Source organism: Modestobacter sp. VKM Ac-2977 (genome assembly GCF_026968045.1).
GTDB lineage: Bacteria > Actinomycetota > Actinomycetes > Mycobacteriales > Geodermatophilaceae > Modestobacter.
In genome coordinates this window covers 1,247,803-1,270,425 of record NZ_JAPVBQ010000001.1, presented here as the reverse complement: position 1 = coordinate 1,270,425, position 22,623 = coordinate 1,247,803, and the positions used below count along the sequence as shown (strand labels likewise).

At 74.5% G+C, this 22,623-nt stretch carries 22 protein-coding genes; 6 read left to right on the top strand and 16 right to left on the bottom strand.

The window, feature by feature from the left end:
* Nucleotides 1-112: 112 nt before the first annotated feature.
* Nucleotides 113-268, top strand: coding sequence for a hypothetical protein (locus O2V63_RS06175; RefSeq protein ID WP_269166669.1), 156 nt, complete (start codon nucleotides 113-115; stop codon nucleotides 266-268).
* Here O2V63_RS06175 and O2V63_RS06170 read toward each other — a convergent pair.
* Both O2V63_RS06170 and O2V63_RS06165 read right to left on the bottom strand, forming a co-directional pair.
* On the bottom strand, nucleotides 237-1,289 hold the full coding sequence (locus O2V63_RS06170; protein WP_269166668.1) for a threonine aldolase family protein: 1,053 nt from the start codon (nucleotides 1,287-1,289) through the stop codon (nucleotides 237-239). The genes O2V63_RS06175 and O2V63_RS06170 overlap by 32 nt on opposite strands.
* Nucleotides 1,289-2,626, bottom strand: coding sequence for a class II 3-deoxy-7-phosphoheptulonate synthase (locus O2V63_RS06165; protein ID WP_269166667.1), 1,338 nt, complete (start codon nucleotides 2,624-2,626; stop codon nucleotides 1,289-1,291). Before O2V63_RS06165 ends, O2V63_RS06170 begins: the two co-directional genes overlap by 1 nt.
* 159 nt (nucleotides 2,627-2,785) lie before the next feature.
* Between O2V63_RS06165 and O2V63_RS06160 the strand changes: the two genes are divergently transcribed.
* Nucleotides 2,786-4,903, top strand: a complete 2,118-nt coding sequence (locus tag O2V63_RS06160) for a methyl-accepting chemotaxis protein (protein ID WP_269166666.1) — start codon at nucleotides 2,786-2,788, stop codon at nucleotides 4,901-4,903.
* Nucleotides 4,904-4,942: 39 nt separating this feature from the next.
* Here the strand turns inward: O2V63_RS06160 and O2V63_RS06155 are convergent, their stop codons facing one another.
* From O2V63_RS06155 to O2V63_RS06130, 6 genes are all read right to left on the bottom strand, one after another.
* Entirely contained in the window at nucleotides 4,943-5,590 is a 648-nt protein-coding gene (locus O2V63_RS06155) for a hypothetical protein (RefSeq protein ID WP_269166665.1), read from the bottom strand.
* Nucleotides 5,591-5,734: 144 nt separating this feature from the next.
* Nucleotides 5,735-6,946 (bottom strand): PucR family transcriptional regulator, encoded by a 1,212-nt coding sequence (locus O2V63_RS06150; RefSeq protein ID WP_269166664.1) that lies wholly within the window; start codon nucleotides 6,944-6,946, stop codon nucleotides 5,735-5,737.
* 26 nt (nucleotides 6,947-6,972) lie between these two features.
* Entirely contained in the window at nucleotides 6,973-7,479 is a 507-nt protein-coding gene (locus O2V63_RS06145; protein WP_269166663.1) for a polyadenylate-specific 3'-exoribonuclease AS, read from the bottom strand.
* 80 nt (nucleotides 7,480-7,559) lie between these two features.
* Nucleotides 7,560-7,964 (bottom strand): RidA family protein, encoded by a 405-nt coding sequence (locus O2V63_RS06140; protein ID WP_269166662.1) that lies wholly within the window; start codon nucleotides 7,962-7,964, stop codon nucleotides 7,560-7,562.
* A gap of 39 nt (nucleotides 7,965-8,003) precedes the next feature.
* On the bottom strand, nucleotides 8,004-9,293 hold the full coding sequence (locus O2V63_RS06135; protein ID WP_269166661.1) for a cation:proton antiporter domain-containing protein: 1,290 nt from the start codon (nucleotides 9,291-9,293) through the stop codon (nucleotides 8,004-8,006).
* Between the two features lie 224 nt (nucleotides 9,294-9,517).
* Entirely contained in the window at nucleotides 9,518-10,300 is a 783-nt protein-coding gene (locus O2V63_RS06130; RefSeq protein WP_269166660.1) for a lysophospholipid acyltransferase family protein, read from the bottom strand.
* A 93-nt stretch (nucleotides 10,301-10,393) separates the two neighbouring features.
* On the opposite strand from O2V63_RS06130, the gene O2V63_RS06125 reads away from it, so the two are divergent.
* Genes O2V63_RS06125 through O2V63_RS06115 form a run of 3 tightly spaced genes read left to right on the top strand, consistent with a single transcriptional unit; the run spans nucleotide 10,394 to nucleotide 13,151 of the window.
* Nucleotides 10,394-11,185: an alpha/beta hydrolase gene (locus tag O2V63_RS06125; protein ID WP_269166659.1), complete on the top strand. Its 792-nt coding sequence runs from the start codon at nucleotides 10,394-10,396 to the stop codon at nucleotides 11,183-11,185.
* Nucleotides 11,182-11,874 carry a hypothetical protein gene (locus tag O2V63_RS06120; RefSeq protein WP_269166658.1) on the top strand — a complete coding sequence of 231 codons (693 nt, stop codon included), beginning with the start codon at nucleotides 11,182-11,184 and terminating at the stop codon, nucleotides 11,872-11,874. Before O2V63_RS06125 ends, O2V63_RS06120 begins: the two co-directional genes overlap by 4 nt.
* A gap of 44 nt (nucleotides 11,875-11,918) precedes the next feature.
* On the top strand, nucleotides 11,919-13,151 hold the full coding sequence (locus O2V63_RS06115; protein WP_269166657.1) for an ornithine cyclodeaminase: 1,233 nt from the start codon (nucleotides 11,919-11,921) through the stop codon (nucleotides 13,149-13,151).
* 26 nt (nucleotides 13,152-13,177) lie between these two features.
* Here the strand turns inward: O2V63_RS06115 and O2V63_RS06110 are convergent, their stop codons facing one another.
* From O2V63_RS06110 to O2V63_RS06095, 4 genes are read right to left on the bottom strand one after another with little or no spacing between them, the layout of a single operon-like run.
* Nucleotides 13,178-14,191, bottom strand: a complete 1,014-nt coding sequence (locus O2V63_RS06110) for an ROK family protein (protein ID WP_269166656.1) — start codon at nucleotides 14,189-14,191, stop codon at nucleotides 13,178-13,180.
* The gene (locus O2V63_RS06105) at nucleotides 14,188-14,664 is read right to left on the bottom strand and encodes a hypothetical protein (RefSeq protein ID WP_269166655.1); all 477 of its coding nucleotides are present in this window, start codon (nucleotides 14,662-14,664) and stop codon (nucleotides 14,188-14,190) included. The genes O2V63_RS06110 and O2V63_RS06105 overlap by 4 nt, the downstream gene beginning before the upstream one ends.
* Entirely contained in the window at nucleotides 14,661-15,842 is a 1,182-nt protein-coding gene (locus tag O2V63_RS06100) for an ArsA family ATPase (RefSeq protein WP_269166654.1), read from the bottom strand. The genes O2V63_RS06105 and O2V63_RS06100 overlap by 4 nt, the downstream gene beginning before the upstream one ends.
* A complete protein-coding gene (locus O2V63_RS06095) occupies nucleotides 15,842-16,273 on the bottom strand; it encodes an SRPBCC family protein (RefSeq protein WP_269166653.1) in 432 nt (143 codons plus the stop codon). The genes O2V63_RS06100 and O2V63_RS06095 overlap by 1 nt, the downstream gene beginning before the upstream one ends.
* Nucleotides 16,274-16,506: 233 nt before the next feature.
* On the opposite strand from O2V63_RS06095, the gene O2V63_RS06090 reads away from it, so the two are divergent.
* On the top strand, nucleotides 16,507-18,240 hold the full coding sequence (locus O2V63_RS06090) for an AMP-dependent synthetase/ligase (RefSeq protein ID WP_269166652.1): 1,734 nt from the start codon (nucleotides 16,507-16,509) through the stop codon (nucleotides 18,238-18,240).
* Nucleotides 18,241-18,340: 100 nt separating this feature from the next.
* Here the strand turns inward: O2V63_RS06090 and O2V63_RS06085 are convergent, their stop codons facing one another.
* The 4 genes from O2V63_RS06085 to O2V63_RS06070 form a co-directional block, all read right to left on the bottom strand.
* A complete protein-coding gene (locus O2V63_RS06085; RefSeq protein ID WP_269166651.1) occupies nucleotides 18,341-19,474 on the bottom strand; it encodes a glycosyltransferase family 4 protein in 1,134 nt (377 codons plus the stop codon).
* Complete coding sequence (locus O2V63_RS06080) at nucleotides 19,471-20,754, bottom strand: M48 family metalloprotease (protein ID WP_269166650.1); 1,284 nt, start codon at nucleotides 20,752-20,754, stop codon at nucleotides 19,471-19,473. The genes O2V63_RS06085 and O2V63_RS06080 overlap by 4 nt, the downstream gene beginning before the upstream one ends.
* A gap of 88 nt (nucleotides 20,755-20,842) precedes the next feature.
* Nucleotides 20,843-21,829: a C40 family peptidase gene (locus O2V63_RS06075; RefSeq protein ID WP_269166649.1), complete on the bottom strand. Its 987-nt coding sequence runs from the start codon at nucleotides 21,827-21,829 to the stop codon at nucleotides 20,843-20,845.
* 317 nt (nucleotides 21,830-22,146) lie between these two features.
* Entirely contained in the window at nucleotides 22,147-22,518 is a 372-nt protein-coding gene (locus tag O2V63_RS06070; RefSeq protein ID WP_331253821.1) for a hypothetical protein, read from the bottom strand.
* Between the last annotated feature and the right edge of the window lie 105 nt (nucleotides 22,519-22,623).

The window sequence follows — 22,623 nt, the reverse complement described above, 5'->3', positions numbered from 1 at the left end:
CACTGTGACAGCGATGATCACCTGAGCGCGAGCGCGCACCGGGTCTCGATCAGGTCTCGGTGGGCCATGATCGACCTCGGCGGCCGACGGCGCCGCGCGCGGGAGGTGTGGGATGGCCCGAGTCGGGCGCCGGCTGCGCGCGGCGGTGAACCCGGTCTCCACCGGCTTCGCCGAGTGGTGGTGCACCAGCGCGCTGCGCCGGGCCGTGCTGCGTCGGCAGGAGCGACGCCACCGGATCAGCCGGCGAGGTCGCCGATCACCTGGGTGAGCACCTTGGCTGCCCGCTCCACGCCGTCCCGGTCGACGTCGAGGTGGGTGACCAGCCGGACCCGCCGGGCGCTGACCTGGCCGACCAGCACCCCCTGGGCCTTGGCGGCCTCGGCGACGGCCGGGGCCGGGACGTCGTCGACGACGACCATGTTCGTCTCCACCGTCGCCGGGTCCACGCCGAGGCGCTCAGCGAGCAGGCGGGCGTGCTCGTGGTCGGTGGCCAGCCGGTCGAGGTGGTGGTCCAGCGCATGCTGCGCGGCCGCGGCGAGCACGCCGACCTGGCGCATCCCGCCGCCGAGCCGCTTGCGCCACAGCCGGGCAGCCGCGATCCGCTCGGCGTTCGCGACCAGCACCGAACCGATCGGCGCGCCCAGCCCCTTGGACAGGCACACCGACGCGGTGTCGGCCAGCTGCCCGTAGGTGGCCAGCGGGACGCCGGAGGCCACCGACGCGTTGAACACGCGGGCGCCGTCCAGGTGGACGTTCACCCCGGCGGTGCGGGACCAGGCGAACAACCGCTCCAGCTCGGTGAGGGGCTGCACCAGCCCGCCACCGCGGTTGTGGGTGTTCTCCACGGCGATCGCGGCCGTCGCGGTGAGGTGCCAGTCGCCGTGCGGCCGCACCTGGGCGATCAGCTGGTCGGCCGACAGCCGGCCCCCCGCGGAGACCACCGTGCGCGAGGAGAGCCCGAACAGGGCCGCCGCCGCACCCATCTCGTAGGTGAGGACGTGGGCATCGGCGTCCCCGAGCACCTCCTGGCCGGGCTCGCAGACCAGCCGCAGCCCGATCTGGTTGCCCATCGTCCCCGAGGGCACGAACAGCGCGGCCTCGTGGCCGAACAGCTCGGCGACCCGCTCCTCGAGCGCGTTGACCGTGGGGTCCTCGCGGTAGACGTCGTCGCCGACCTCGGCCTCGGCCATGGCGCGGCGCATGGCCGGGGTGGGCCGGGTGAGCGTGTCCGAACGCAGGTCGACGGCGCCGGTGCCGGTCCCCGGACCGTCGGTGTCGATGCCGTACATCAGCCGCGCAACATCTCGGTGACGAGGAAGGCCAGTTCCAGCGACTGGCCGGTGTTCAGCCGCGGGTCGCACGCCGTCTCGTACCGGCTGTTCAGGTCGGCGTCGCTGATCTCCATGGCCCCGCCCAGGCACTCGGTGACGTCCTCACCGGTGAGCTCGACGTGGATGCCGCCGGGCCAGGTGCCCAGCCCGCGGTGCACGTCGAAGAAGCCGAGCACCTCGTCGACCACCCGGTCGAAGTGCCGGGTCTTGTACCCGCTGGGCGACTCGTGGGTGTTGCCGTGCATCGGGTCGCACTGCCACACCACCTGGTGGCCGCTGGCGGTGACCTTCTCCACGATGCCCGGGAGGACGTCGCGGATCTTGCCGTTGCCCATCCGGCTGATCAGCGTGAGCCGGCCGGGGACGCCGTCGGGGTCCAGCCGCTCGACCAGCTCGGTCGCCTGCTCCGGGGTGGTGCCCGGACCGATCTTCACGCCGATCGGGTTGGCCAGCCTGGAGACGAACTCGATGTGCGCGCCGTCCATCTGCCGGGTGCGCTCCCCCACCCAGACGAAGTGCGCGCTCAGCGCGTACGGGCGGCCCTCGTACATCCGGGTCAGCGCGCGCTCGTAGTCCAGGATCAGCGCCTCGTGGCTGCTGTACAGCTCCACCCCGCGCAGCGCCGCGTCGTCGATGCCGCAGGCCTTCATGAACGCCAGCGCCCGGTCGATCTCCTGGGCGATGACCTCGTAGCGCACCCCGGCCGGCGAGCTGGCGACGAAGTCCTTGTTCCAGTCGTGCACGGCGTGCAGGTCGGCCAGCCCGCCCCGGGCGTAGGCGCGGATCATGTTCATCGCCGCCGCCGAGTTCGCGTAGGCGCGCACCAGCCGGCCCGGGTCGGGGATCCGCTCCTCCAGCACCGGGTTCAGCGAGTTGACCATGTCGCCGCGGTAGGAGGGCAGCCCGAGGGCGTCGGTGTTGGACGAGCGCGGCTTGGCGTACTGGCCCGCCACCCGGCCGACCTTGACCACCGGCACGCTCGCCCCGTAGGTGAGGACGACGGCCATCTGCAGCAGCGTGCGGGTGGTCGCCTGCAGGTGCGGCTCGGTGTTCAGGTCGAAGGTCTCGGCACAGTCGCCGCCCTGCAGCAGGAAGGCCTTGCCCTGGGCGACGTCGGCCAGCTGCAGGCGCAGGGTGTCGACCTCGGCCGGCGCCACGATGGGCGGCACGCTCGACAGGGTCGACAGCACGGCGTCGACCGCGGCCCGGTCGGGCCACTCCGGCTGCTGGGCGGCGGGGAGCCCCCGCCACCGGTCCAGGTCCGGCAGGAGCTCGGCGGGTTCAGGGAGGCTCACCCCTTGAGCGTACGGCGCACCGCAGCCCCGCCGAGAACTCCTGTCCGGCTGGTGGGACGCACGCGGACGCCGGCCGGTACCGAAGATCCACTCGGCTGCCGATGACCTTGTTCGAGGCGGGGATCTCTCCCGTCCGGGGAAGCGGGCCAGGGAGCACACGTGCGCAGGGGAATCAGGACGAAGGTGGTGGCACTGGCTGTGGCCAGCGTCACCGTGACCGCGGCGGCCATGCTGGGGGTGAGCGCCTGGCAGAGCGGCGAGTTCGCCGACGACGCCAAGGCCGACGTCCAGGAGATGGTCCAGCACAGCATCGAGCAGACCGCCGACGGCGTGTACGACGTCGTCTCCAGCCAGGGCGACTCGATCGCCGCGGCGGTCGACAACGACCTGGAGGTGGCCGGCTACGTGCTGGAGCAGGCCGGCGGCTTCGGGCTCGGTTCGGCCACCCGCAACACCGTCGCCTGGGATGCCAAGAACCAGGTGACCGGCGAGGTCGTCCCCGTCGCGCTTCCCCGCGTCGAGGTCGGCGGGACGTGGCTGGGCAAGAACGCCGACGTCGCGGCGCCCACCCCCGTCGTGGACCAGGTGCAGGAACTGGTCGGCGGCACCGCGACGGTCTTCCAGCGGATGAACCCCGCCGGGGACATGCTCCGCGTCGCGACGAACGTGGTCAGCGCCACCGGCTCCCGGGCGATCGGCACCTACATCCCCGCGACCGGCGCGGGCGGCGCGCCCAGCCCCGTCGTCTCCGCCGTGCTGAACGGCCAGACCTACCGCGGGACGGCGTTCGTCGTCGACTCCTGGTACGTCACCGCCTACGAGCCGCTGTTCGACGCGGGCGGACAGGTCATCGGCATGCTCTACGTGGGTGTGAAGCAGGAGAACCTGCCCGCGCTGCGGGAGAGCCTGCAGACCACCGCTGCCGGCGAGAACGGCACCGTCTGGGCCCTCGGTGGCACCGGCGACCGGGCCGGCACGGTGCTGATCAGCAAGGACGGGCAGGCCGAGGGCACCTCCCTGCTGGAGGCGCAGGACGCCGACGGCAAGCCCTGGATCCAGGAGGTGGTGGCGGCCGCCGTCGGGCTGGAGCCGGGTGAGCAGGCGACCGTCCGGTACCGCGACGCCGCGACCGGGACGCACACGGTGCAGGTCAGCTACTACGCGCCCTGGGACTGGGTCCTGGTGGTCGACGCGCAGGACAGCGACTTCGCGGCCGCCGTCCAGGGCCTGGAGGACGGCCGCTCGTCCATGCTCAGTGCGCTGGTCGTCTCCGCAGTGCTGGTCGGGCTCGCCGGTCTGGCGCTCGCCTGGTGGCTGGGCCGGCGGCTGACCGCACCGCTGGAGGCCCTGCGGCAGCGGATGGCCGAGATCGCCGACGGCGAGGGCGACCTGACCCAGCGGGTCGACGACTCCGCACAGGACGAGGTGGGCGAGCTCGCCGGCGCCTTCAACCGGTTCGTCGACAAGGTGGCCGGCACGATCCGCGACATCGGCTCCGCCGCCGGTTCGCTGGCGGTCTCGGCCTCCGGCGTGGCCCGGGTGGCCGACGGGCTGAGCGAGCGGGCCGCCCGCAGCCGGGACCAGGCACGGCACGCCCACCAGGCGGCCTCCGACATCAGCTCCGGGGTCACCTCCGCGGCGGCCGGCGCCGAGCAGATGGGGTCGGCGATCCGGGAGATCGCCCGCAGCGCCAGCGACGCCAGCCACGTCGGGCAGGGTGCGGTCGACCTGGCCGCCAGCACCGAGACGGCGATCGCGGCGCTGGGCACCAGCTCGCGGGAGATCAGCGAGGTGGTCAAGGTCATCTCGGCGGTCGCCGAGCAGACCAACCTGTTGGCGCTCAACGCCACGATCGAGGCGGCTCGCGCGGGTGAGGCCGGCAAGGGCTTCGCCGTCGTCGCCACCGAGGTCAAGGAGCTGGCCCAGGAGTCCTCGCGGGCCAGCGAGGAGATCCACAAGCGGGTGCAGTCGATCCAGGCCGACACCAGCGCCGCGGTCGGTTCGATCAGTCAGATCGTCGCGGTCATCCGTGAGATGAACGACCACCAGACCACCATCGCCAGCGCGGTGGAGGAGCAGACGGCGGTCACCAACGAGCTGTCCCGCAGCGTGAACTCGGTGGCCGACGGCGCCACGTCGGTGACCGACACGATGAACGACGTGACCACCGACGCCGACCGCACCGCGGCCGACGTCGACTCCGCCCGGACCGCCGCCCGGGAGCTGGACCAGCTCTCCGGGGAGCTGACCCGGTTGATCAACGTCTTCACCGTCTGAGTCGGAGGGCCGTCGGCAGCGACCTGCTGCCGGCGGCCCTCAGCCGGCCGGGCCCCGCTGCCGGCGCACGTCCGTCCCGGGGTCGGCCGGTCCGCCGTCCTCCAGCCACCGGGCCATGGCGGCCGGGTCCCGGCGGACGAGCTCGTCCAGGATGATCCCGCGGACCCGCACCAGAGCTGCCCGCTCCTGCGGGTCGGTCGCCACCTGCAGCGGTGTCCCGGTGGCTCGCCACTCACGGACCAGCGCCTCGGTGGGCAGCACGCTGACGAAGTCGCGCAACGCCGCCACCCGCCGCGGGTCCGACAGCGGGAGCGGCGCCGAGTCGCACTCGGCGATCCAGGACCCGACCACGGTCGCCGCCAGCAGGATCATGCCGATCACCAGCCAGGCGCCCGACGGCCCCAGGAGACCGACACCGCTGGAGAACGGCACGGTCAGCGCCGCACCGGCGAAGGCCCCCAGCACGGCCCGCCGCGCGCGCGGCTGCGCCGGGAAGCCGGGGTTGACCAGGCCGGCGACGACTGCGGCGAAGGCACCGACCAGCGGCGCCAGCAGCAGCATCCGCGGCACCGGGGTCACCAGCGCCCCGGGCAGCGCGATCCCCACGTACAGGACGAGGAGCAGCAGTCGCAACGCCCGGACGCCGCCGGTCGAGCTGGCGCCGTTGCCTCCGGTGGACGTGGACACGGCCGCCTCCTCGGGCCACGGGCGGGGCCGACCATGGACACTCGCCGTCCGCCGACGGTGGCCCCTTCTCCGGGTGGCCGCACCGCCATGACCGGGCACCGTCCCGCCGCCGCCGGTTGCCGGGTCCCGGCAACCGGCGGGGCGTCAGTCGACGACCAGCCGGCGCCGGGGCCAGCCGAGCATCCGGGCCCCGGTCACGGCGACCAGCAGCGGCAGGTGGTCGGCCGGGTCGGTGGCGTCGTGTCCGGTGAGGGTGTGCACGCGCTCGATCCGGTAGCTGACCGCCCGCACGCTGAGGTGGAGGGCGCGTGCGGTCGCCGCGGTGTTCCCGCCGGTGGCGAAGTAGGCGGCCAGCGTGCGCACCAGCGGCTCGGCCCCGCCCCGGGCGTCCACCAGCGGGCCGAGCACGGTCTGCACCAGGTCGGCCATCGCCGTCTCGTCCCGCAGCAGCACCCGGTAGACCAGCAGGTCACGCGCGTGGACCACGGGCTCCGGCAGCTCCAGCCGGGCCGCCAGGTCCAGGGCGTCGAGGGCCTCCCGGTAGGAGCGGAGCACCCCGCGTGGCCCCGCGTGCGGGCGACCGACCCCCACCCGCCACGACGACCGGTGGGTCAGCCGCGCGACGGCCCGGCCGACCACCTCGGCCAGCTCCTGCGGGCCGATCCCGCCACCGCCGCTGCCGTCGGTGGCGGACGAGGAGAGCATGCAGATCAGCCGCCCGTCCCGGGCGGCGACCAGCAGGCCCCGGCCGTCCGTGCGGGCGCGGACCGCCGCCTCGACCGCACCGGCCAGGTGCATGCCCGAGTCGATCGGCCGGTCGGTACCCGCCACGGTGACCACGTGCGTCGCGGTGAGCGACAGGCCGAACGGCTCGGCCCGCTCGACCAGTGACCCGACGTCGGGCCGGCCGCTGAACAGGTCGTCCACGAACTCCCGCCGGTAGGCCTCCTCTCGGCGTACCACCTCGTGCTGGGCGTCCAGGTGGCCGGTGGCCAGGGCGGCCAGCGCGGTGTCCGCGGCCCGCCAGACGAACTCGCCGATGCCGACCAGCTCGGCCGGCCGGACCGGCCGTAACCGCACCCGGGCCAGCAGGTCGGGCAGCTCGGGCCACAGTCGCCGGGACGCCGTCATGTAGAGGTCGACCAGCGCCGGCAACGACACCCCGGCCCGCGCGGCCTCCCCACCCAGCCGACGGCAGGACTCTTCCTCGGCGCCGCTGAGCCGGCGCCCGGTGCCCGCCACGGCCAGCACCGCCGGCAGGTAGCCGTCCAGCAGCCCCGCCGGCGCACCGTGCTCACCGGCCGCCGCCCGCGCGATGCGGGCCAGCGCCTCCTCCGGCGTCGCAGCTGCGTCCACCCGGCCAGTGTCGTGCCCCGCGCAGGTCAGCGGGGCGCCGGACGACCTCCGGCCGCCTCGATCGCCTGCCAGCGGGTCAGGTTGTAGCGCGCGTCCACCAGCGCGTCGTGCGTCCCTGCGGGCTTGGGCGGCAGGTCGGGCCGGCCGGCGTCGTCCCACCGCTGGCGCAGCTCACGGGTGAACCGCGGGATCGGCCGCGGCAGCGCCGGCATCGCACCCCACAGCTGGGCCAGGGCCACGTGGTCGTAGGCGGCGAACCAGGCCCACAGCTCGATCTCCTCGCCGGGTGCGGTGAGGAAGGACAGCAGGTCCGCGCGGATCCGCTCCCGGCTGCGCCAGGCCTTGTCCGCCGGGGAGGGCAACTGGTCCAGCACGTTGCGGCGCACCCACGGGATCGCCTTGTCCGGGTCGAACTCGGTGCTGACCGCGTAGAACTCCCGGCCGGTCTCGTCGACCACGCCGATCGACACCAGGTCGATGGTGGTGCCGTCCTCGATGAACTCGGTGTCGTAGAAGTACCGCCGCACGCTCACCGGGACACCGTAGGCGGTGCCGATCACGGACACCTCGCCTCGTGGCGGTGGGACCGGTGTCCCTGCACGGCCCGCGCTGATCAGTCGGCCACCACCGCGATCGCCTCCACCTCGACCAGCTGGTCGGGGTACCCCAGGACGGCCACCCCGAGCAGGGTGCTCGGCGCGTCGTGCGCACCGAAGCCGGCCCGGACGACGTCCCAGGCGGTGACCAGGTCGGGCCGGTCGGCAGCAGCCACGTAGACCGTCGTCTTGACCACGTCGGTGAGGCGGGCACCGGCGGCCTCGAGCGCGACGACCAGGTTGTGCATCACCTGAGCGGCCTGACCTGCCACATCGCCGACTGCAACGATACGCCCGTCGCCGTCGAGCGGGCAGGCGCCGGCGGTGAACACCGTGCGGCCGGGCCCGACCACCGCCGCGTAGGCGTAGGGCGCCGAGGCGGTCAGGCCGGCTGGTCGGATGAACTCCATGGCATCGGACACCCGGCCATTCTCACCGCACGCTGCTCCGACGGCGTCGGCTCAGACCGGGGTGACCGGGGCCGCCGACGCCCGCCCGCGGGTCGTCACCGCGGCGCTCCGCCGGCGAAGGTCCAGCCAGGCCATGGCCGGCGTGGCCGCCATCCCGTGCACGACGACCGAGACCAGCACGACCAGGACCGTCACCCGCCACAGCTGCTCGGCACCGGCGAAGTCCGCCTGGCTCAGGCCGTACGCGAGGTAGTAGAGCGACCCGATGCCGCGGACCCCGAAGGAGGAGATGACGCTGCGCTCCCGCGGGCCCGTGCGCCCGGTGAGCAACCCCAGCCAGCCCGCCAGCGGCCGCACCACCAGCACCAGGACGACGGCCAGCGCCACCTCGGCTCCGCTCAGGTCGGCCAGCGCACCCCGCGCCACCGCGCCGCCCAGCAGCACCAGGACGACGACGGTGAGCAGGCGTTCGAGCTGCTCGACGTAGGTGTGCAGCACCTGGTGCTGCCCGTGCGCCCGCTCCGCGGACCGGATCGTGCAGGCGCAGACGAACACGGCGATGAAGCCGTAGCCCTCGACGAGCTCGGCGACGCCGTAGGCCAGGAAGACGGTGGCGAGCGCGACGAAGCCCTCGGCCCGTTCGGCGAGGCCGGCCCGCTGCGGCCGCGCCGAGAAGAACAGCGCGCACAGTGCCCGGCCCACCCCGATGCCGACGGCCACACCCGCGGCGATCCGCCAGCCGACGTCGAGCAGGAGCCACTCCCCCAGCCAGTTCGACGGCGCCGCGCCGAGGGTGGCCATGGCGATCGCGGCGTAGGTGAACGGGAAGGCCAGCCCGTCGTTGAGGCCTGCCTCGGACGTCAGCGCGAAGCGCGCCTCGTCCTCGCTCTCCGCCTCACCCGTCGGCTCCTGCACCTGCACCTCGCCGGCGAGTACCGGGTCGGTGGGGGCCAGGACGGCGGCCAGCAGCACCGCGGCGGCAGCTCCCAGCCCCAGCAGCCAGCCGCCGAGCAGTGCCGTGGCCGCGACGGTCAGCGGCATGGTGATGCCGAGCAACCGCCAGGTGGTCGACCAGCGCCGCCAGCCGAGCGGCCGGTCCAGGGCCAGCCCGGCGCCCAGCAGCGAGACGATCACGCAGGCCTCGGTCAGGTGGACGGCGACGATCTCGTGCGCCATCGGGTCGGGGGTCGGCAGAGCGTCGACGCCGGCGAAGACGGCGACCCCGATCGCCACGACCACCATCGGCAGCGAGATCGGCAGCCCGCGGAGCAACCGGGGCAGCAGCGCGGTCAGCAGGGCCGCGGCCCCGGCGACGAGGTATGCGAGTCCGGTGGGGTCCACCCCGATCAGCGGGCGGTCGGGCGCCGCAGCGCCGGGGCGTCGATCCGGGAGCACATCTGGGGGCACTGCCCGAGTCGACGTCCGGCCACACACCGTCTTGTTGTGCACTGCACAACGCTCAGTCGTACGTCGTCGTCCCCGCCGTCCGACGCCCTCCGCCCGGCCCCGTGACCAGCGGCCGGCTCCCCGTCTCCGGGGAGCGGGCCGGTGTCGCGCGGAGGGGCTCAGCCGGCCAGCGAGCTGGGCAGCCGGTCGGCGGCCTCGTGCGGCGGTGGCTGCAGCCGGGACACGGCCTCGGTCGCGGTGACGCCGGTGGTGTCCATCGACTTCTTCACCTTCGCGCCGTAGAGGTCGACGTACTCCTGGCCGGAGAGCTCCATGATCTCGTACATGATCTCGTCGGTGATCGACCGCTCGACGAAGCGGTCGCCGGAGAGCCCGTCGTAGCGGGAGAAGTCCAGCGGCTCCCCGAACCGCACCACGACCCGCACCATGTGCTTGCTGAGCCGGCGGCCGAGCTCGCCGGGCAGCGGGACCGCGCGCGGCTCGTAGACCATCGCCACCGGGACGACGGGCGCGCCGGTCTCCAGGGTCATCCGGGCGATGCCGGTCTTCCCGCGGAACAGCCGACCGTCGGGCGACCGGGTGCCCTCGGGGTAGATGCCCAGCAGCCTGCCCTGGGTGAGGATGCGGATGCCGGTGCGGATCGCGTCCTCGGCCGCGGAGGCGTTGGTGCGGTCGATCGGCACCTGGCCGCTGCCGCCGAAGAAGAGACGCTGGGCGGCCCCCTTGGGCCCGCTGCCGGTGAAGTACTCGGCCTTGGCGAGGAAGGTGACCCGCCGACGCAGCGACAGCGGCATGAAGATCCAGTCCGCCGCCGACAGGTGGTTGCTGGCGATGATCGCCGCACCGGTCGACGGAACGTGCTCCATGCCCTCGGCGCGGGGCCGGAACACGAGCCTGACGATCGGCCCGAGGGCCACGAACTTGAGGAACCAGTAGAACAACGCGCCTCCCTCAGCGACTGTCAGACTAAGGAGGCGCACAACAACCCGACAATCGCAGCCGACGCCGCACGGCCAGACCGCTCCGGAGGACCGATGCCGCAGGCCGCACCGCAGGCCGGGTCGCTGATGCCCGGCGCCGCCCCGTTCGACCTGCCGGGCGGGCCGGTCGGGGTGCTGCTGTGCCACGGGTTCACCAGCACGCCGCAGAGCCTGCGGGCCTGGGGCGAGCACCTGGCGGCCGCCGGCCTGACCGTGCGCTGCCCGCTGCTGCCCGGCCACGGCACCCGCTGGCAGGACGCCAACACCAGCACCGAGGAGGACTGGTACGGCGCGCTGTCCACTGCACTGGACGACCTGCGCGGCCGGTGCAGCTCGGTGGTGGTGGCCGGGCTGTCGATGGGCGGCACCCTGGCGCTGCGGCTGGCCCAGCGGCGTCCGGACGACGTGGCCGCCCTGGTGCTGGTCAACCCCTCGCTGCTCACCGAACGACGCGATGCCCGGCTGCTGCCGGTGCTGGCGCGGCTCACCCCGGCCTGGGCACCGGTCGCCAACGACATCAAGAAGCCGGGGCCGGTGGAGCTGGCCTACCCGCGGCTGCCCACCCGGGCCGCGCTGGCCCTCCGCCGGCTGTGGGCCGCCGTCCGCGCCGACCTCGGCTCCGTACGGGCCCCGCTGCTGGTGTTCCGCAGCGTCACCGACCACGTCGTGGAGCCCGCTTCGACCCGGGTGCTGCTGGCCGGCGTCGGCAGCACCGACACCACCGAGGTGCTGCTGCACGAGAGCTACCACGTGGCCACCCTGGACAACGACGCACCGATGGTCTTCGCCCGGTCGGTGGAGTGGATCCAGGAGCGCGTCCCCGCGGCCCGGGCGAGCAGCTCGTGACGCTCCCCCGCGGTCCGGGCCGCGGCCGCGGCCGCCGCGACAACGGGCTGGACGCCATGCTGTGGCACCCGCTGCGCGACGTCGACCCGCGGGTGGGCGAGCACCTGCTCGACCTGCTGGCCACCGCCGGGATCGCCGCCTACCTCGAGCCGGCCACCGACGTGCAGCCCTACACCCGCAGCGTCTCCTTCCCGAGTCCGCCGTCGGACCGGTTGTTCGTCGACCGCGCCCAGCGCGCCGAGGCCGCCGCCGTCGTCGAACGGCACACCGACGAACCGGCCACCCCCCGGCCCGCGCCGCCGCGGTCGGACCGGGTCACCGACGAGGACGCAGAGTTCGCCCGGATCGTCGCCGCCTTCGAGGCCGAGCACGGCCGCAACGTGGTGGCCGCCGAACCGCGAGACGACCCGCCCCCGCCGCCGGCCGAGCGGTCGGTGCTGGACGCCTTCGACGACCACTACGAGCCGCCCCCTCCCCCACCGCTGCCAGTGCTGGCCCCGGCCTCCCTCTACGCGCTGCTGCTCATCGGCCTCGGCGCCGTGCTCCTCGTCGCCCCGACCCGGGTCGGCCTGTCCCTCGACCTCGGCCTGGTGCTCGGGGTGGCCGCGGTGGTGGGCGGCGTCAGCGTGCTGGTGTCCCGGATGCGGGACCGCGACTCCGACGACGGCGACAACGGCGCCGTCGTCTGAAGGAGGACCTCGGGTGGCGCACGGGGGCGGCTAGCCTCCGCAGGATGAGCTCCTCGACGCACTCTGCCGTCGTCACCCTGACCGGTCACCTGATGGACACCGGCATCCTCGCCCGGGTGCTCGACGACGTCCTCGAGTACGGCGGTGACTACCGGATCGACAGCCTGGACCTGGGCCGTCAGCACCAGGACGAGTCCCGGGCGCTGGTCGAGGTCAGCGCGACCGAGCCCGAACTGCTGGACCGGATCCTGATGCGGGTGCAGGTGCACGGGGCCAACGCCGTCGACCCCGGGACGGCGACGACCCGGCCCGCGCCCTCCGACGGCGTCTTCCCGGAGGACTTCTACTCGACCACCAACCTGGAGACCCTGGTCCGGCTGGACCGGGAGTGGCTGCGGGTGCAGCGCCCGGAGATGGACTGCGGCCTGGTGGTGACCGATGGTCCGGTCGTGCGCACCGTCCCGGTCAGCGACGTGCGGGCCGGGGACGCCGTGGTCTGCGGCGCCCACGGCGTGCGCGTGGAACTCCCCCCGCAGGCACCTCGCGGCGACGAGGACGACTTCGGCTTCATGTCCTCCTCGGTCTCCAGCGAGAAGCCCCAGGCGCTCCTGGTGCGCCAGATCGCCGAGCGGATGCGGGAGGTCAAGGCCACCGGGAAGCGGGTGCTGTGGGTGGGCGGCCCGGCCGTGGTGCACACCGGTGCTGCACCGGCGATGGTCCGGCTCGTACAGGCCGGCTACGTCGACGTCCTGTTCGCCGGCAACGCGCTCGCCACCCACGACATCGAGTCCGCGCTGTTCGGCACCTCGCTCGGGGTCGACCTGGCGAAGGGGTCGGGCGTGCCGCACGGGCACGAGCACCACATCCGGGCGATCAACACCATCCGGGCGGCCGGGTCGATCGCCGCAGCGGTGGAGACCGGCGTCCTCACCGGCGGGGTGATGCACGCGATGGTGCAGGCCGACAAGCCGTTCGTGCTGGTCGGCTCGGTGCGCGACGACGGCCCGCTGCCCGACGTCATCACCGACGTGATCGACGGTCAGCGGGCGATGCGCGCCGAGCTGCCCGACGTCGGCTTCGCGATCATGGTGGCCACGATGCTGCACTCGATCGCCACCGGGAACATCCTCCCGGCCTCGGTGCCGCTCGTCTGCGTGGACATCAACCCCGCGACGGTGACCAAGCTGGCCGACCGGGGCAGCGCCCAGGCGATGGGCATCGTCACCGACATCGGCCTGTTCCTCGAGCAGCTGGCCCGCGAGCTCGCCCCCGAGTGACCGGCGGCCTCCCAGCGGGGAGGCCCTCAGCAGTCGCCGTCGGCCACCGCTCGGCGCACCAGGTCGGCGGCGCCGACCAGCCCGGCCTGCGCACCCAGCTCGGCGGCGACCACCCGCGGCCCGGGCCGGAACCCACGACCGGGCAGCGCCCGCTCCAGGCGTTCCCGGGCCGGCGCCAGCACCGTCTCGCCGAGCACGCTCACCCCGCCCCCGATCACCACCACGTCCGGGTCGAGGATCGCCGAGAGATCGGCGATCCCCTGCCCCAGCCAGGTGCCGACCTCGCACAGCAGCTCGATGGCCAGCGGGTCGCCGTCGGCCGCGGCCCGGGCCACGACCTCCCCGGTGAGCCGCGCGGCGTTGCCGTCCACCCGGTCGAGCAGGTCGGCCGCGGCCGCCGGTGAGTGGTCGGCGACCTCGCGGGCGGTGTGGCCCAGCGCGTTCCCGCTGGCGTACTGCTCCCAGCACCCGCGGTTGCCACAGGCACACAGCCGGCCGTCGGGAACCACGCGCATGTGGCCCCACTCGCCGGCCACGCCGTGCGAGCCCCGTTGCAGCCGGCCGTCGATGACGATGCCGCCGCCGATCCCGGTGCCCAGGGTGATCATCAGCATCAGGCTGCTGCCGCGGGCCGCGCCGTAGCGGTACTCGGCCCAGGCGGCCGCGTCGGCGTCGTTGCCCACCCAGAGCGGACGCTGCAGTCGGCCGGCGAGGTCCTTGCGCAGCGCCTGGTTGCGCCAGGCCAGGTGCGGGCTGAACAGCACGGTGTCACCGGTGCGGTCGAACCAGCCGGCCGCGCCGACGCCCACCCCGACCAGCGGGCCGCCGTGCCGCTGCGCGAGCTCGTCGACCACGGCCGAGATGGCGTCCTCGGTGGCGGTCACCGACTTGCCCGGGGTGGCCCGGCGGGCGGTGTCCAGGATGGTGCCGTCGGGGGCGACGACACCGCCGGCGACCTTGGTGCCGCCGATGTCGATGCCCAGCGCAGGCAGCTGGGCGGCCCGGCCGGTCGCGGTCGGGGCAGGGTCGGGGGCGGTCATGCGACGTCGATCCGCTGGACGGGGGCGGGGGCGGGGGCCGGGTGGGTCACGGTCTCCTCGGGAGGGGCTGGCGCGCCCGCGGTGCGGACGTCGGGGGCAGGGGCCTCGGGCGCGGCGACGCTGCCGTCCGGGTTGGTGCGGGGTGAGTCGGCCGGCTGCGTGCCGGCCTGGGCGCGGAGTGCGGTGGCGGCGCTGGTCAGCACGTCGGCGAGCGCCTCGACCAGGTCCGGACGGCGTCCGCGCAGCGCCGCCAGGCCCACGCACACCGGGCACCAGCGACAGTCGTCCGCCGGCTGTGGCCTCGTCGCCGCACCGTCGTCCTCGGGCCGGGAGGCGGCGTCGGGCCGTGCGGCAGGGGTGTCCAGCAGGTCGCCCAGGACGTCGGTCAGCCGCGTGCCCGCCGCGTGCTCGGCGGCCAGTCCCGCCGCCAGCCGACGGACCTGCTCGACCCAGTCGGGGCCGGGTGCGGTCATGCCCCGCCCCCCTCGGCCGGCGCACCCGCCGCAGCGCCGGCGGCGAGCAGCCCGGCCGGCCACTGGGCCGGGTCGGGGACGAAGCGCACCTCCAGCACCGCCCGGGCGGTGCCCGGATCGGTCAACGCCCCACCGGAGACCGTGCACCGGCGGAGCAGTGCGTCCAGCGGGAGCGATCGGCGCACCCCGCCCGCGGTGACCACGAGGTCGTCGGCCCAGCGGGTCAGCTCGACCTCGCCGCGGCGGGTGAAGGGCAGCGGCACGTCGAGCAGCCACTCCCCGCCGACCCGGCGGGGCACGGCGCGGGAGGGCGGCTGCACCGCGGTCTCCGGCACGGCGGCGCCCAGCGCCAGGAGGTCGGCGACGCCGGCGGGGGCGACCGCGGCCTCGGCCACCTCCCGCACCGGGTCCATGAGCGCGCGCACCGAGCGCACCGCCTGCTCCTGCACCGCGGCCCGCTGCTGCCACCACTCCCCCGAGCCGCTCGGGAGCAGCCGGGAGACGGTGACCGAGGCGATCCGCTGACCCAGGACGCCCAGCGCGGTGGCCGCGTGCCGCAGGTGCGCTGCCGCCGCTGCGTCGGGGCGCAGCACCAGGTGGACGGCGGTGCGGGCGGGGTCGGCCAGCGCCACCGCGTCCAGCAGTTCCTCCGTCGCCGCGACGCCGGCGAGCAGCCCGGCGGTGACCCCGGCGCGGCCCGGGGTGGCGGCCGCACGCAGCGTGGCGAGCACCCGGAGCCGGGTCGGCGCGGCCTGCGCCAGCCACCACCGCAGCCCCCCGGGGAGGCCGAGCAGCGCCGTCGCCGTCGCGGTCGGACCGGGGTCCAGCACGACGACGTCGGTGTCCCCGTCACGGAGGTGCCCGGCCAGGGCGGTGAGCAGCGCGAACTCGGCGACGCCGGGGAGCGGGACGACCGAGGAGGCCGGCGGCACGGTGAGCGACGGCAGCGCGTCGGCCAGCTGACCGGCGTGCCGGTCCCACAGCTCCTCCAGCGCGGGCTGGGGAGCGACGACGTCGACGGTCACCCGGTCGGTCAGGTCGGCGATCCCGGCCGGCTGGCCGGTGAGGAGCACGCACCGGGAACCGGCCGCGGCCAGCCGCGCGGCGGTGGCCGCGGCGACGGTGGAGCTGCCGGCGCCACCGGGGCCGGTCACGAGGAGGACCTGCACGGCGCGCATCAGCCCTCGACGCGCTTCTTGAGCTCCTTGAGCGCGGTGTCCAGGATGACCTTCTCCGCCTTGCGCTTGATCATCCCGAGCATCGGGATCGAGAGGTCGATCGTGATGGAGTACGTGACGGTGGTGCGGCCCCCGGACTCGGCCAGGGAGTAGGACCCGTCCTGCTGCTTCTGCATCTGGCCCTGCACCAGCGTCCAGTCGACCCGGCGGTCGTCGTCCCACGTGTAGGCCAGGACGTAGTCGTCCTGGACCGCACCGGCGTCGAGCACGAAGTGGACCCGGCGGGCGCGCCCGTCCGCCCCGGTCTCGAGCACCTCCACCTGCTTGGCTGCCGACACCCACGAGGGGTAGGCCGGGAAGTCGGCGATCACGGCCATGACCTCGGCCGCAGGCGCGTCGATGACGATCGACTGGGTGGACTGGTCAGCCATGGGGCGGAGGGTAGTCGCTGCCCACCCCCGACCTGGCCTCCTCCCGGGCCTCCTCCCCCACAGGGGGCCGCTCGGCTACTGCACGGTGGCCGCGCGGACTAGATTGGCCCCGGACCCTGGTCCGGAGCGGCGGGGCGACGGAGCCCCCGGCCGGGCAGGACAGAGAGGACGGCGTGCGCGAACTGAGCGTTCCCCCAACCGCCAGCGTGGGGCCCGAAGACGCCCTGACGGACATGGTCGCCACGAACGCGGCCGAGCACCCCGACGAGGTCGGGCTGCGACGCCAACAGGCCGGCCAGTGGGTCGACGTCACCTACGCGGAGTTCGCCGCCGAGGTCGCCGGTGTCGCCAAGGGGCTGATCGCCGGTGGCGTGCAGGCCGGCGACCGGGTCGGGCTGATGGCCCGTACCCGCTACGAGTGGACGGTCCTCGACTACGCCATCTGGACCGCCGGCGCCGTCGTCGTCCCGATGTACGAGACCTCCAGCGCCGACCAGGTGGCCTGGATCCTCTCCGACTCCGGCGCGCGGGCGGTCGTGGTGGAGAACGCCGACCACGCCGCGTCCGTGGAGTCCGTGCGCTCCGAGGCCCCCGAGCTGGGCTCGGTCTGGGTGATCGACGACGGCGGTCTGGACACCCTGACCACCGCCGGCGCCGACGTGCCCGACAGCGAGCTGACCGCCCGGCGGGCCAGCCTCTCCGCCGGCAGCCTGGCCACGCTGATCTACACCAGCGGCACCACCGGCCGGCCCAAGGGCTGCGAGCTCACCCACGCGAACTTCCTGTTCGAGATCCGCAACGGCATGACGTTGCTGAGCCGGTTCATGAACCCCGACGGCTCGCTGCTGCTGTTCATCCCGCTGGCCCACGTGCTGGCCCGCGTCCTGCAGGTGGGGGCGCTCAACACCCGTACGGTCATCGGCCACACCCCTGACATCAAGGACCTGGTGGGAGACCTGGGCCGGTTCCAGCCCACGTTCGTGCTGGCCGTGCCCCGGGTCTTCGAGAAGGTGTTCAACGGCGCCAAGGCCAAGGCGGAGGCCGACGGCAAGGGCAAGATCTTCGGCCGGGCCGCCGAGGTGGCCGTCGACTGGTCGCGCGCGCAGGACACCGGTGGCGCCGGGCTGGCGCTGCGGGTGCAGCACGCCCTGTTCGACAAGCTGGTCTATGGCAAGCTGCGCGCCGCCCTCGGCGGGCGCTGTGCCGGCGCCATCTCCGGCGGCGCCCCCCTGGGCGAGCGGCTCGGCCACTTCTTCCGCGGCATCGGCGTGACGATCTTCGAGGGCTACGGCCTGACCGAGACCACTGCTGCCGCCGCCGTCAACCACGACGCGGCGCTGCGCATCGGCACCGTCGGGCGCCCGCTGCCCGGGGTCGATGCGGCGATCGCCGACGACGGCGAGGTGCTGCTCCGCGGCGGGATCGTCATGCGCGGGTACTGGAAGAACGAGCAGGCCACCACGGAGGCCATCGACGCCGACGGCTGGTTCCACACCGGGGACATCGGTGAGCTCGACGCCCAGGGGTTCCTGCGCATCACCGGGCGGAAGAAGGAGATCCTGGTGACCGCGGGCGGCAAGAACGTGGCCCCCGCTGTGCTCGAGGACCGGCTGAGGGCGCACAAGCTGGTCAGCCAGTGCCTGGTCGTGGGCGACCAGAAGCCCTTCATCGCCGCGCTCGTCACCCTGGACGTCGAGGCGCTGCCGACGTGGCTGAAGGCCCAGGGCAAGGACACCTCGCTCACCCCCGAGCAGTTGCGCGACGACCCGGACCTGCTGGCCGAGCTGGACACCGCGGTCGCCGAGGCGAACAAGGCCGTCTCGCAGGCCGAGGCGATCAAGAAGTTCCGGGTGCTGGGTGACGACTTCACCGAGGACAACGGCACCCTCACCCCGAGCCTGAAGCTCAAGCGGGCCGTGGTGATGAAGCAGTTCGGCACCGAGGTCGAGGCGCTCTACGCGCGGTAGCGCCTGACGGTCGAGCGCGGTAGCGCCTGACGGTCGAGCGCGGTAGCGCCTGACGGTCGAGCGCGGTAGCGCCTGACGGCTGAGCTGCTCGGCCCCGCGCTCAGCGCGCGGGGTCGAGCAGGTCGGCGAAGGTCGAGGCGATCGTCGTCCAGGACCACCGCTGCTCGACCCACGCCCGGCCGGCCGCGCCCATCGCCCGGGCGCGCGCCGGGTCGTCCAGCAGGTCGGCGAGCACGCCCGCGACCGCTGCGGGCGACCGCGGGTCCACCACGTGCCCCGTCACCCCTTCCCGGACGGTCTCCGGCGCCCCGCCCGAGGTGCCGGCGACGACCGGTCGGCCACAGGCGGCCGCCTCCAGGAACACCATGCCCAGCCCCTCGACGTCCAGCCCACCGCGGCGGGTGCGACAGGGCATGGCGAAGACGTCCCCGGCCGCGTAGTGCGCCGGCAGGTCGGCCGGTGCCACTCCCCCGGTCAGGACGACGGAGCCGGTCAGCCCCCGGTCGGAGACGGCCCGCCGCAGCGCCGGCTCCAGCGGGCCGCCGCCCACGAGCAGCAGCTTCGCGCGCGGGTGCCGGGCCAGCACCTGAGCCCAGCCCTCGACCAGCACGTCCTGCCCCTTGCGCGGCACGAGCCGGGACACGCAGACCACGACCGGGTCGTCCCCGAGCCCGTACCGCCCCCGCACCGACGCCCCCTCGGCGTCCGGGGTGAACCGGTCGACGTCGACGCCGGGCGAGAGCTGGGCCAGTTCCGTGCGGTCCCCGAGGGCCGGGGCCAGCCGCCCGTGCGTGTACTCGCTGATGTAGGTGAGGACGTCGAGCCCCCCGGCGATGCGCTGGAGGAGCTGCCGGGCCGCCGGCAGCGCCACCCACCCGGTCTCGTGGCCGTGGGTGGCCCCCACCAGGCGCTCGACCCCGGCCCGGCGCAGCGCCGGCGCCAGCAACCCCAGCGGTGCAGCTGCGCCGAAGAACGCCGTCCGGCAGCCGTGCTCGCGGGCCAGCCGGGCAGCCGTTCGGGCAACGCGCGGCGTCGGCAGCAGCATGCCGGTGGGAGCACGCACCACCGGATAGGGCAGTGCGGCGTCGTGCGCGGCGGAGCCGGGGTGGTCCGAGGACAGCACGACCAGCGACTCCGGCGGCCGGGTGGCGAGCAGGGCGGCGACGAAGGTCTGGATGCCCCCCTGCCGGGGCGGGAAGTCGTTGGTGACGACCAGGGTGCGGTCCCCGCTCACCGGTCGCGCACCGCCACCCAGTCGGCGACGAAGGCGATCCGCTGCGGCACCGTGGGGTGCGACCCGAAGGCCCACTGCCAGATCGCGGGCGGATCGGGGTCGTTGAGGTTGGCGCCCCCCAGGGCCTGCTGCACCGCCACGAAGGAGTCCGGGTCCTCGGTCAGGTCGAGCGCGTGCAGGTCCGCCCGTGCCTCGATGTGCCGGGAGACCAGGTTCTGCACCGGCGTGGACAGCAACGTGCCCAGGGAGAGCAACAGCAGCAGCAGGCCCACCACTGCCCCGTCCCCGGGTCCCTCCGCGCCGGCCCGGCGCAACAGCGGGGGCGAGCCGAGCAGCCAGCCCAGGAGCGCGACGCCCGCACCGGCCCCCAGTGCCCCGATCAGCGTGCCGGTGAGGACGTCGTCGTTCGCCACGTGCCCCAGCTCGTGGGCGGTGATCGAGACGATCTCCTCGTCGGGCCGTTGGTCCAGCAGCGTGTCGTAGACGACGATCCGCCGGGTGGAGCCGAAGCCGGAGACGTAGGCGTTCAGTGCGGTGGTGCGCCGGCTGGCGTCGGCGACCAGCACGTCGTCGACCGGTGTGCCGCTGCGTTCGGCCAGCGCGATCAGCTCCGTGCGCAGCGGACCGGCCGGCATGGACTCGAAGCGGTTGAAGGCCGGCTCGATCACCAGGGGGTAGAGGAACGACCCGATGACGACGAGGGCCGCGGCCGCCGTGCCCGCCCACGCCCACCAGGTGCGCGGGGCCCGTCGGGCGAGCGCGACCAGGGCCAGCAGCCCCAGCGCGGTCAACCCGGCGGAGATGCCGTAGGAGGTCGCGACGTCGCGCGCCCACAGGTCCCAGCCGCGCGTGGACAGGCCGTAGCGACGCCGCACCACCTCGCCGTATGCCGACAGCGGCAGGGTCACCAACCGACCGACGAGCAGGATCGCGAGCGAGCCGAGCAGCACCTGCCAGGCCCAGCCACCGCCCAGCGGCCGGGCGACGGCCCGGGCGGTCGCCGCTCCGGCCCGGGTGAGCCCGAAGACCGCCGAGACGAGCAGGCTCAGCACCAGCGAGGTCAGCGAGGCCGGGCGCAGCGCCGCGGTGAAGGCCTCCGCCCGGGCCACCTGCTCCGGACCGAACGCGGCGCCCGGATCGACCGGGGTGCGGCCGCCGGGCGGCACGGGGAGCACGTCCCACGGCGTGGCCAGGGCGATCACGGCGACCAGCGCGGCACCGAGCACCGCCGCCACCAGCAGCGCCGTGCGCCGGGACCCGGCGGCTCCTCCCCGGCTCATCCGTGGGCTCGCGGACCGGGCGGGAGGGGCACGGCGCCGAGCTTAGGCAGGCTGCCTGTGGCCCGGCTGGACGGCCGGACGGGACGGATCAGCCGAGGAAGCGGCGCGCCCCGGCGTAGCCGGCCATGTCGACGCTGGTGACCTGCACCGGGACGCCGAACGTGGCGGCGTGCACCATCTGGCCGCCGCCGATGTACATGCCCACGTGGCTCACCGGGCTGCGGAAGAAGACCAGGTCGCCGGGCTGCAGCTCGCTCCGTGAGACCGCCGTCCCCATCGTGGACTGGAGGCGGCTGGAGTGCGGCAGGGTGACCCCCGCCGCCGCGTAGGCGTACTGCGTCAGGCCCGAGCAGTCGAAGGCGTCCGGGCCGCCGGCGGCCCACACGTACGGGTCGCCGAGCTGGGCCATGGCGGTGTCCACGGCGACCTGCGCGGAGGAGCTGGTGGCCACCACCTCGACCGGCGCCTCGAGCACCGGCCCGGCGTGCTCCTCGGTCACCTCCTCCTGCTGGACGACGGTCAGGGCGTCGTACTGCGCCTGGTACTCGTCGACCCGGGAGGTGAGGTCACGCTGCCGCGTGGCGACGTCCTGCAGCGTCTGCTCAGCGGCCGCGGCCGCCCCCTCCGCCTCCGCCTGCGCCTGTGCAGCAGCAGTCGCCGCCGCGGTGACCTGGGCGAGGACGTCGTTCGTGTGCCCGGCGATGCTGTCCAGGGTGGTCACCTGGGAGAGGAACTCGTCCGGCGACCCACTGGTCATGAGGGCGTTGAAGCGGGACAGGTTCTCGCCGGTGAAGGCGCTGCGGGCAACCCGGCGCACCTGCTCGTCCAGGGCGGCCAGTCGGGCCTGGGCATCGGCGACCGTCTGGGCCGCGGCGGCTGCGGCTGCCCGCTGCTGTTCCAGCGCCTCCTGCGCCTCGTTGAACTGCTCGGTGACGACCTCCAGCTCGTGGGTCGCGTCGGCGGCCAGCTGGGTGGCCTGCTCCGGGCTGGTCGCCTCGGTGGCCTGCTCGCCCGGAGCCGCGGCGGCGTCGCCCGGCAGGACCGCCAGCATCAGGCTCGCGGCGACGGCTGCCACGATCCCGATCCCCAGCCGACCGGCGAGACGACCGGCGCGCGCGTGCACGGGGGTGCCGGCGATGGGGGGCGACGATGCGGGCAGGGCGCGGGACTGAGGGCTCGCCACGGGCGGCGGACTCCACTTCTTGCACTCGGACCGCGGCACACCCCCGAGGAACAGGTCGGTGGTCCGGCGGTGTCCGACCGAGGTCACCCTCTGTGGCGACTTCGTCTCGTTCGGACATGACGAACGTATGTCCGTGACCGGATCGAGACCTAGCCCCGTCAAACCCCGAACCGACCCCAGGACCTGACAAATCACAGGGTTGCGATTTGTCAGCTCACGTGACGGTCCCCGTGGGACGACGCATCCTGATGACGCAACGGCGGAACCAGCCCGAAGTCTGCCAAGGCCCGGACGGCCTGCTCCTCCACGTCGTCCCACTCGACGACCGGGCGCGCCCCCTCGGCCACGCCCTGGCCGGGCCCGCTGGCACTGTCGGCCGTCGCCTCCCCCGGCGCGGCACCGGCCACCCGCACGCCCTCACCGGCCGGGACGCCGGCGGACACCCCTGGCCGGCGCCGCGTGAGCGGCACGACGGTGGGGGCGCTCCCCCGCCAGTCCGGCGGGGCGCCCAGCAGGACGGTCACGACGCAGTCGTCGCAGCCGTGACCGCGGACGGTGCAGGTGTCGCAGTCGATGAGCACGGCGGCTCTCCTTGTCTCCTGTGGTCCAGACACCGCGGACCGTAGGAGCGACCACCGACAGTTCTGCCCAGCTCCCGGCCGAGGAGCCCGGACGACGCATCGAGG

Excerpts from the sequence above, each read along its gene's own strand:
- O2V63_RS06080 (WP_269166650.1), bottom strand. The coding sequence starts at position 20,754 with ATGAGCCGGGGAGGAGCCGCCGGGTCCCGGCGCACGGCGCTGCTGGTG.
- O2V63_RS06125 (WP_269166659.1), top strand. The coding sequence starts at position 10,394 with ATGCCGCAGGCCGCACCGCAGGCCGGGTCGCTGATGCCCGGCGCCGCC.
- O2V63_RS06110 (WP_269166656.1), bottom strand. The coding sequence starts at position 14,191 with ATGACCGCCCCCGACCCTGCCCCGACCGCGACCGGCCGGGCCGCCCAG.
- O2V63_RS06090 (WP_269166652.1), top strand. The coding sequence starts at position 16,507 with ATGGTCGCCACGAACGCGGCCGAGCACCCCGACGAGGTCGGGCTGCGA.
- O2V63_RS06175 (WP_269166669.1), top strand. The coding sequence starts at position 113 with ATGGCCCGAGTCGGGCGCCGGCTGCGCGCGGCGGTGAACCCGGTCTCC.
- O2V63_RS06170 (WP_269166668.1), bottom strand. The coding sequence starts at position 1,289 with ATGTACGGCATCGACACCGACGGTCCGGGGACCGGCACCGGCGCCGTC.
- O2V63_RS06100 (WP_269166654.1), bottom strand. The coding sequence starts at position 15,842 with ATGCGCGCCGTGCAGGTCCTCCTCGTGACCGGCCCCGGTGGCGCCGGC.
- O2V63_RS06115 (WP_269166657.1), top strand. The coding sequence starts at position 11,919 with ATGAGCTCCTCGACGCACTCTGCCGTCGTCACCCTGACCGGTCACCTG.
- O2V63_RS06105 (WP_269166655.1), bottom strand. The coding sequence starts at position 14,664 with ATGACCGCACCCGGCCCCGACTGGGTCGAGCAGGTCCGTCGGCTGGCG.
- O2V63_RS06095 (WP_269166653.1), bottom strand. The coding sequence starts at position 16,273 with ATGGCTGACCAGTCCACCCAGTCGATCGTCATCGACGCGCCTGCGGCC.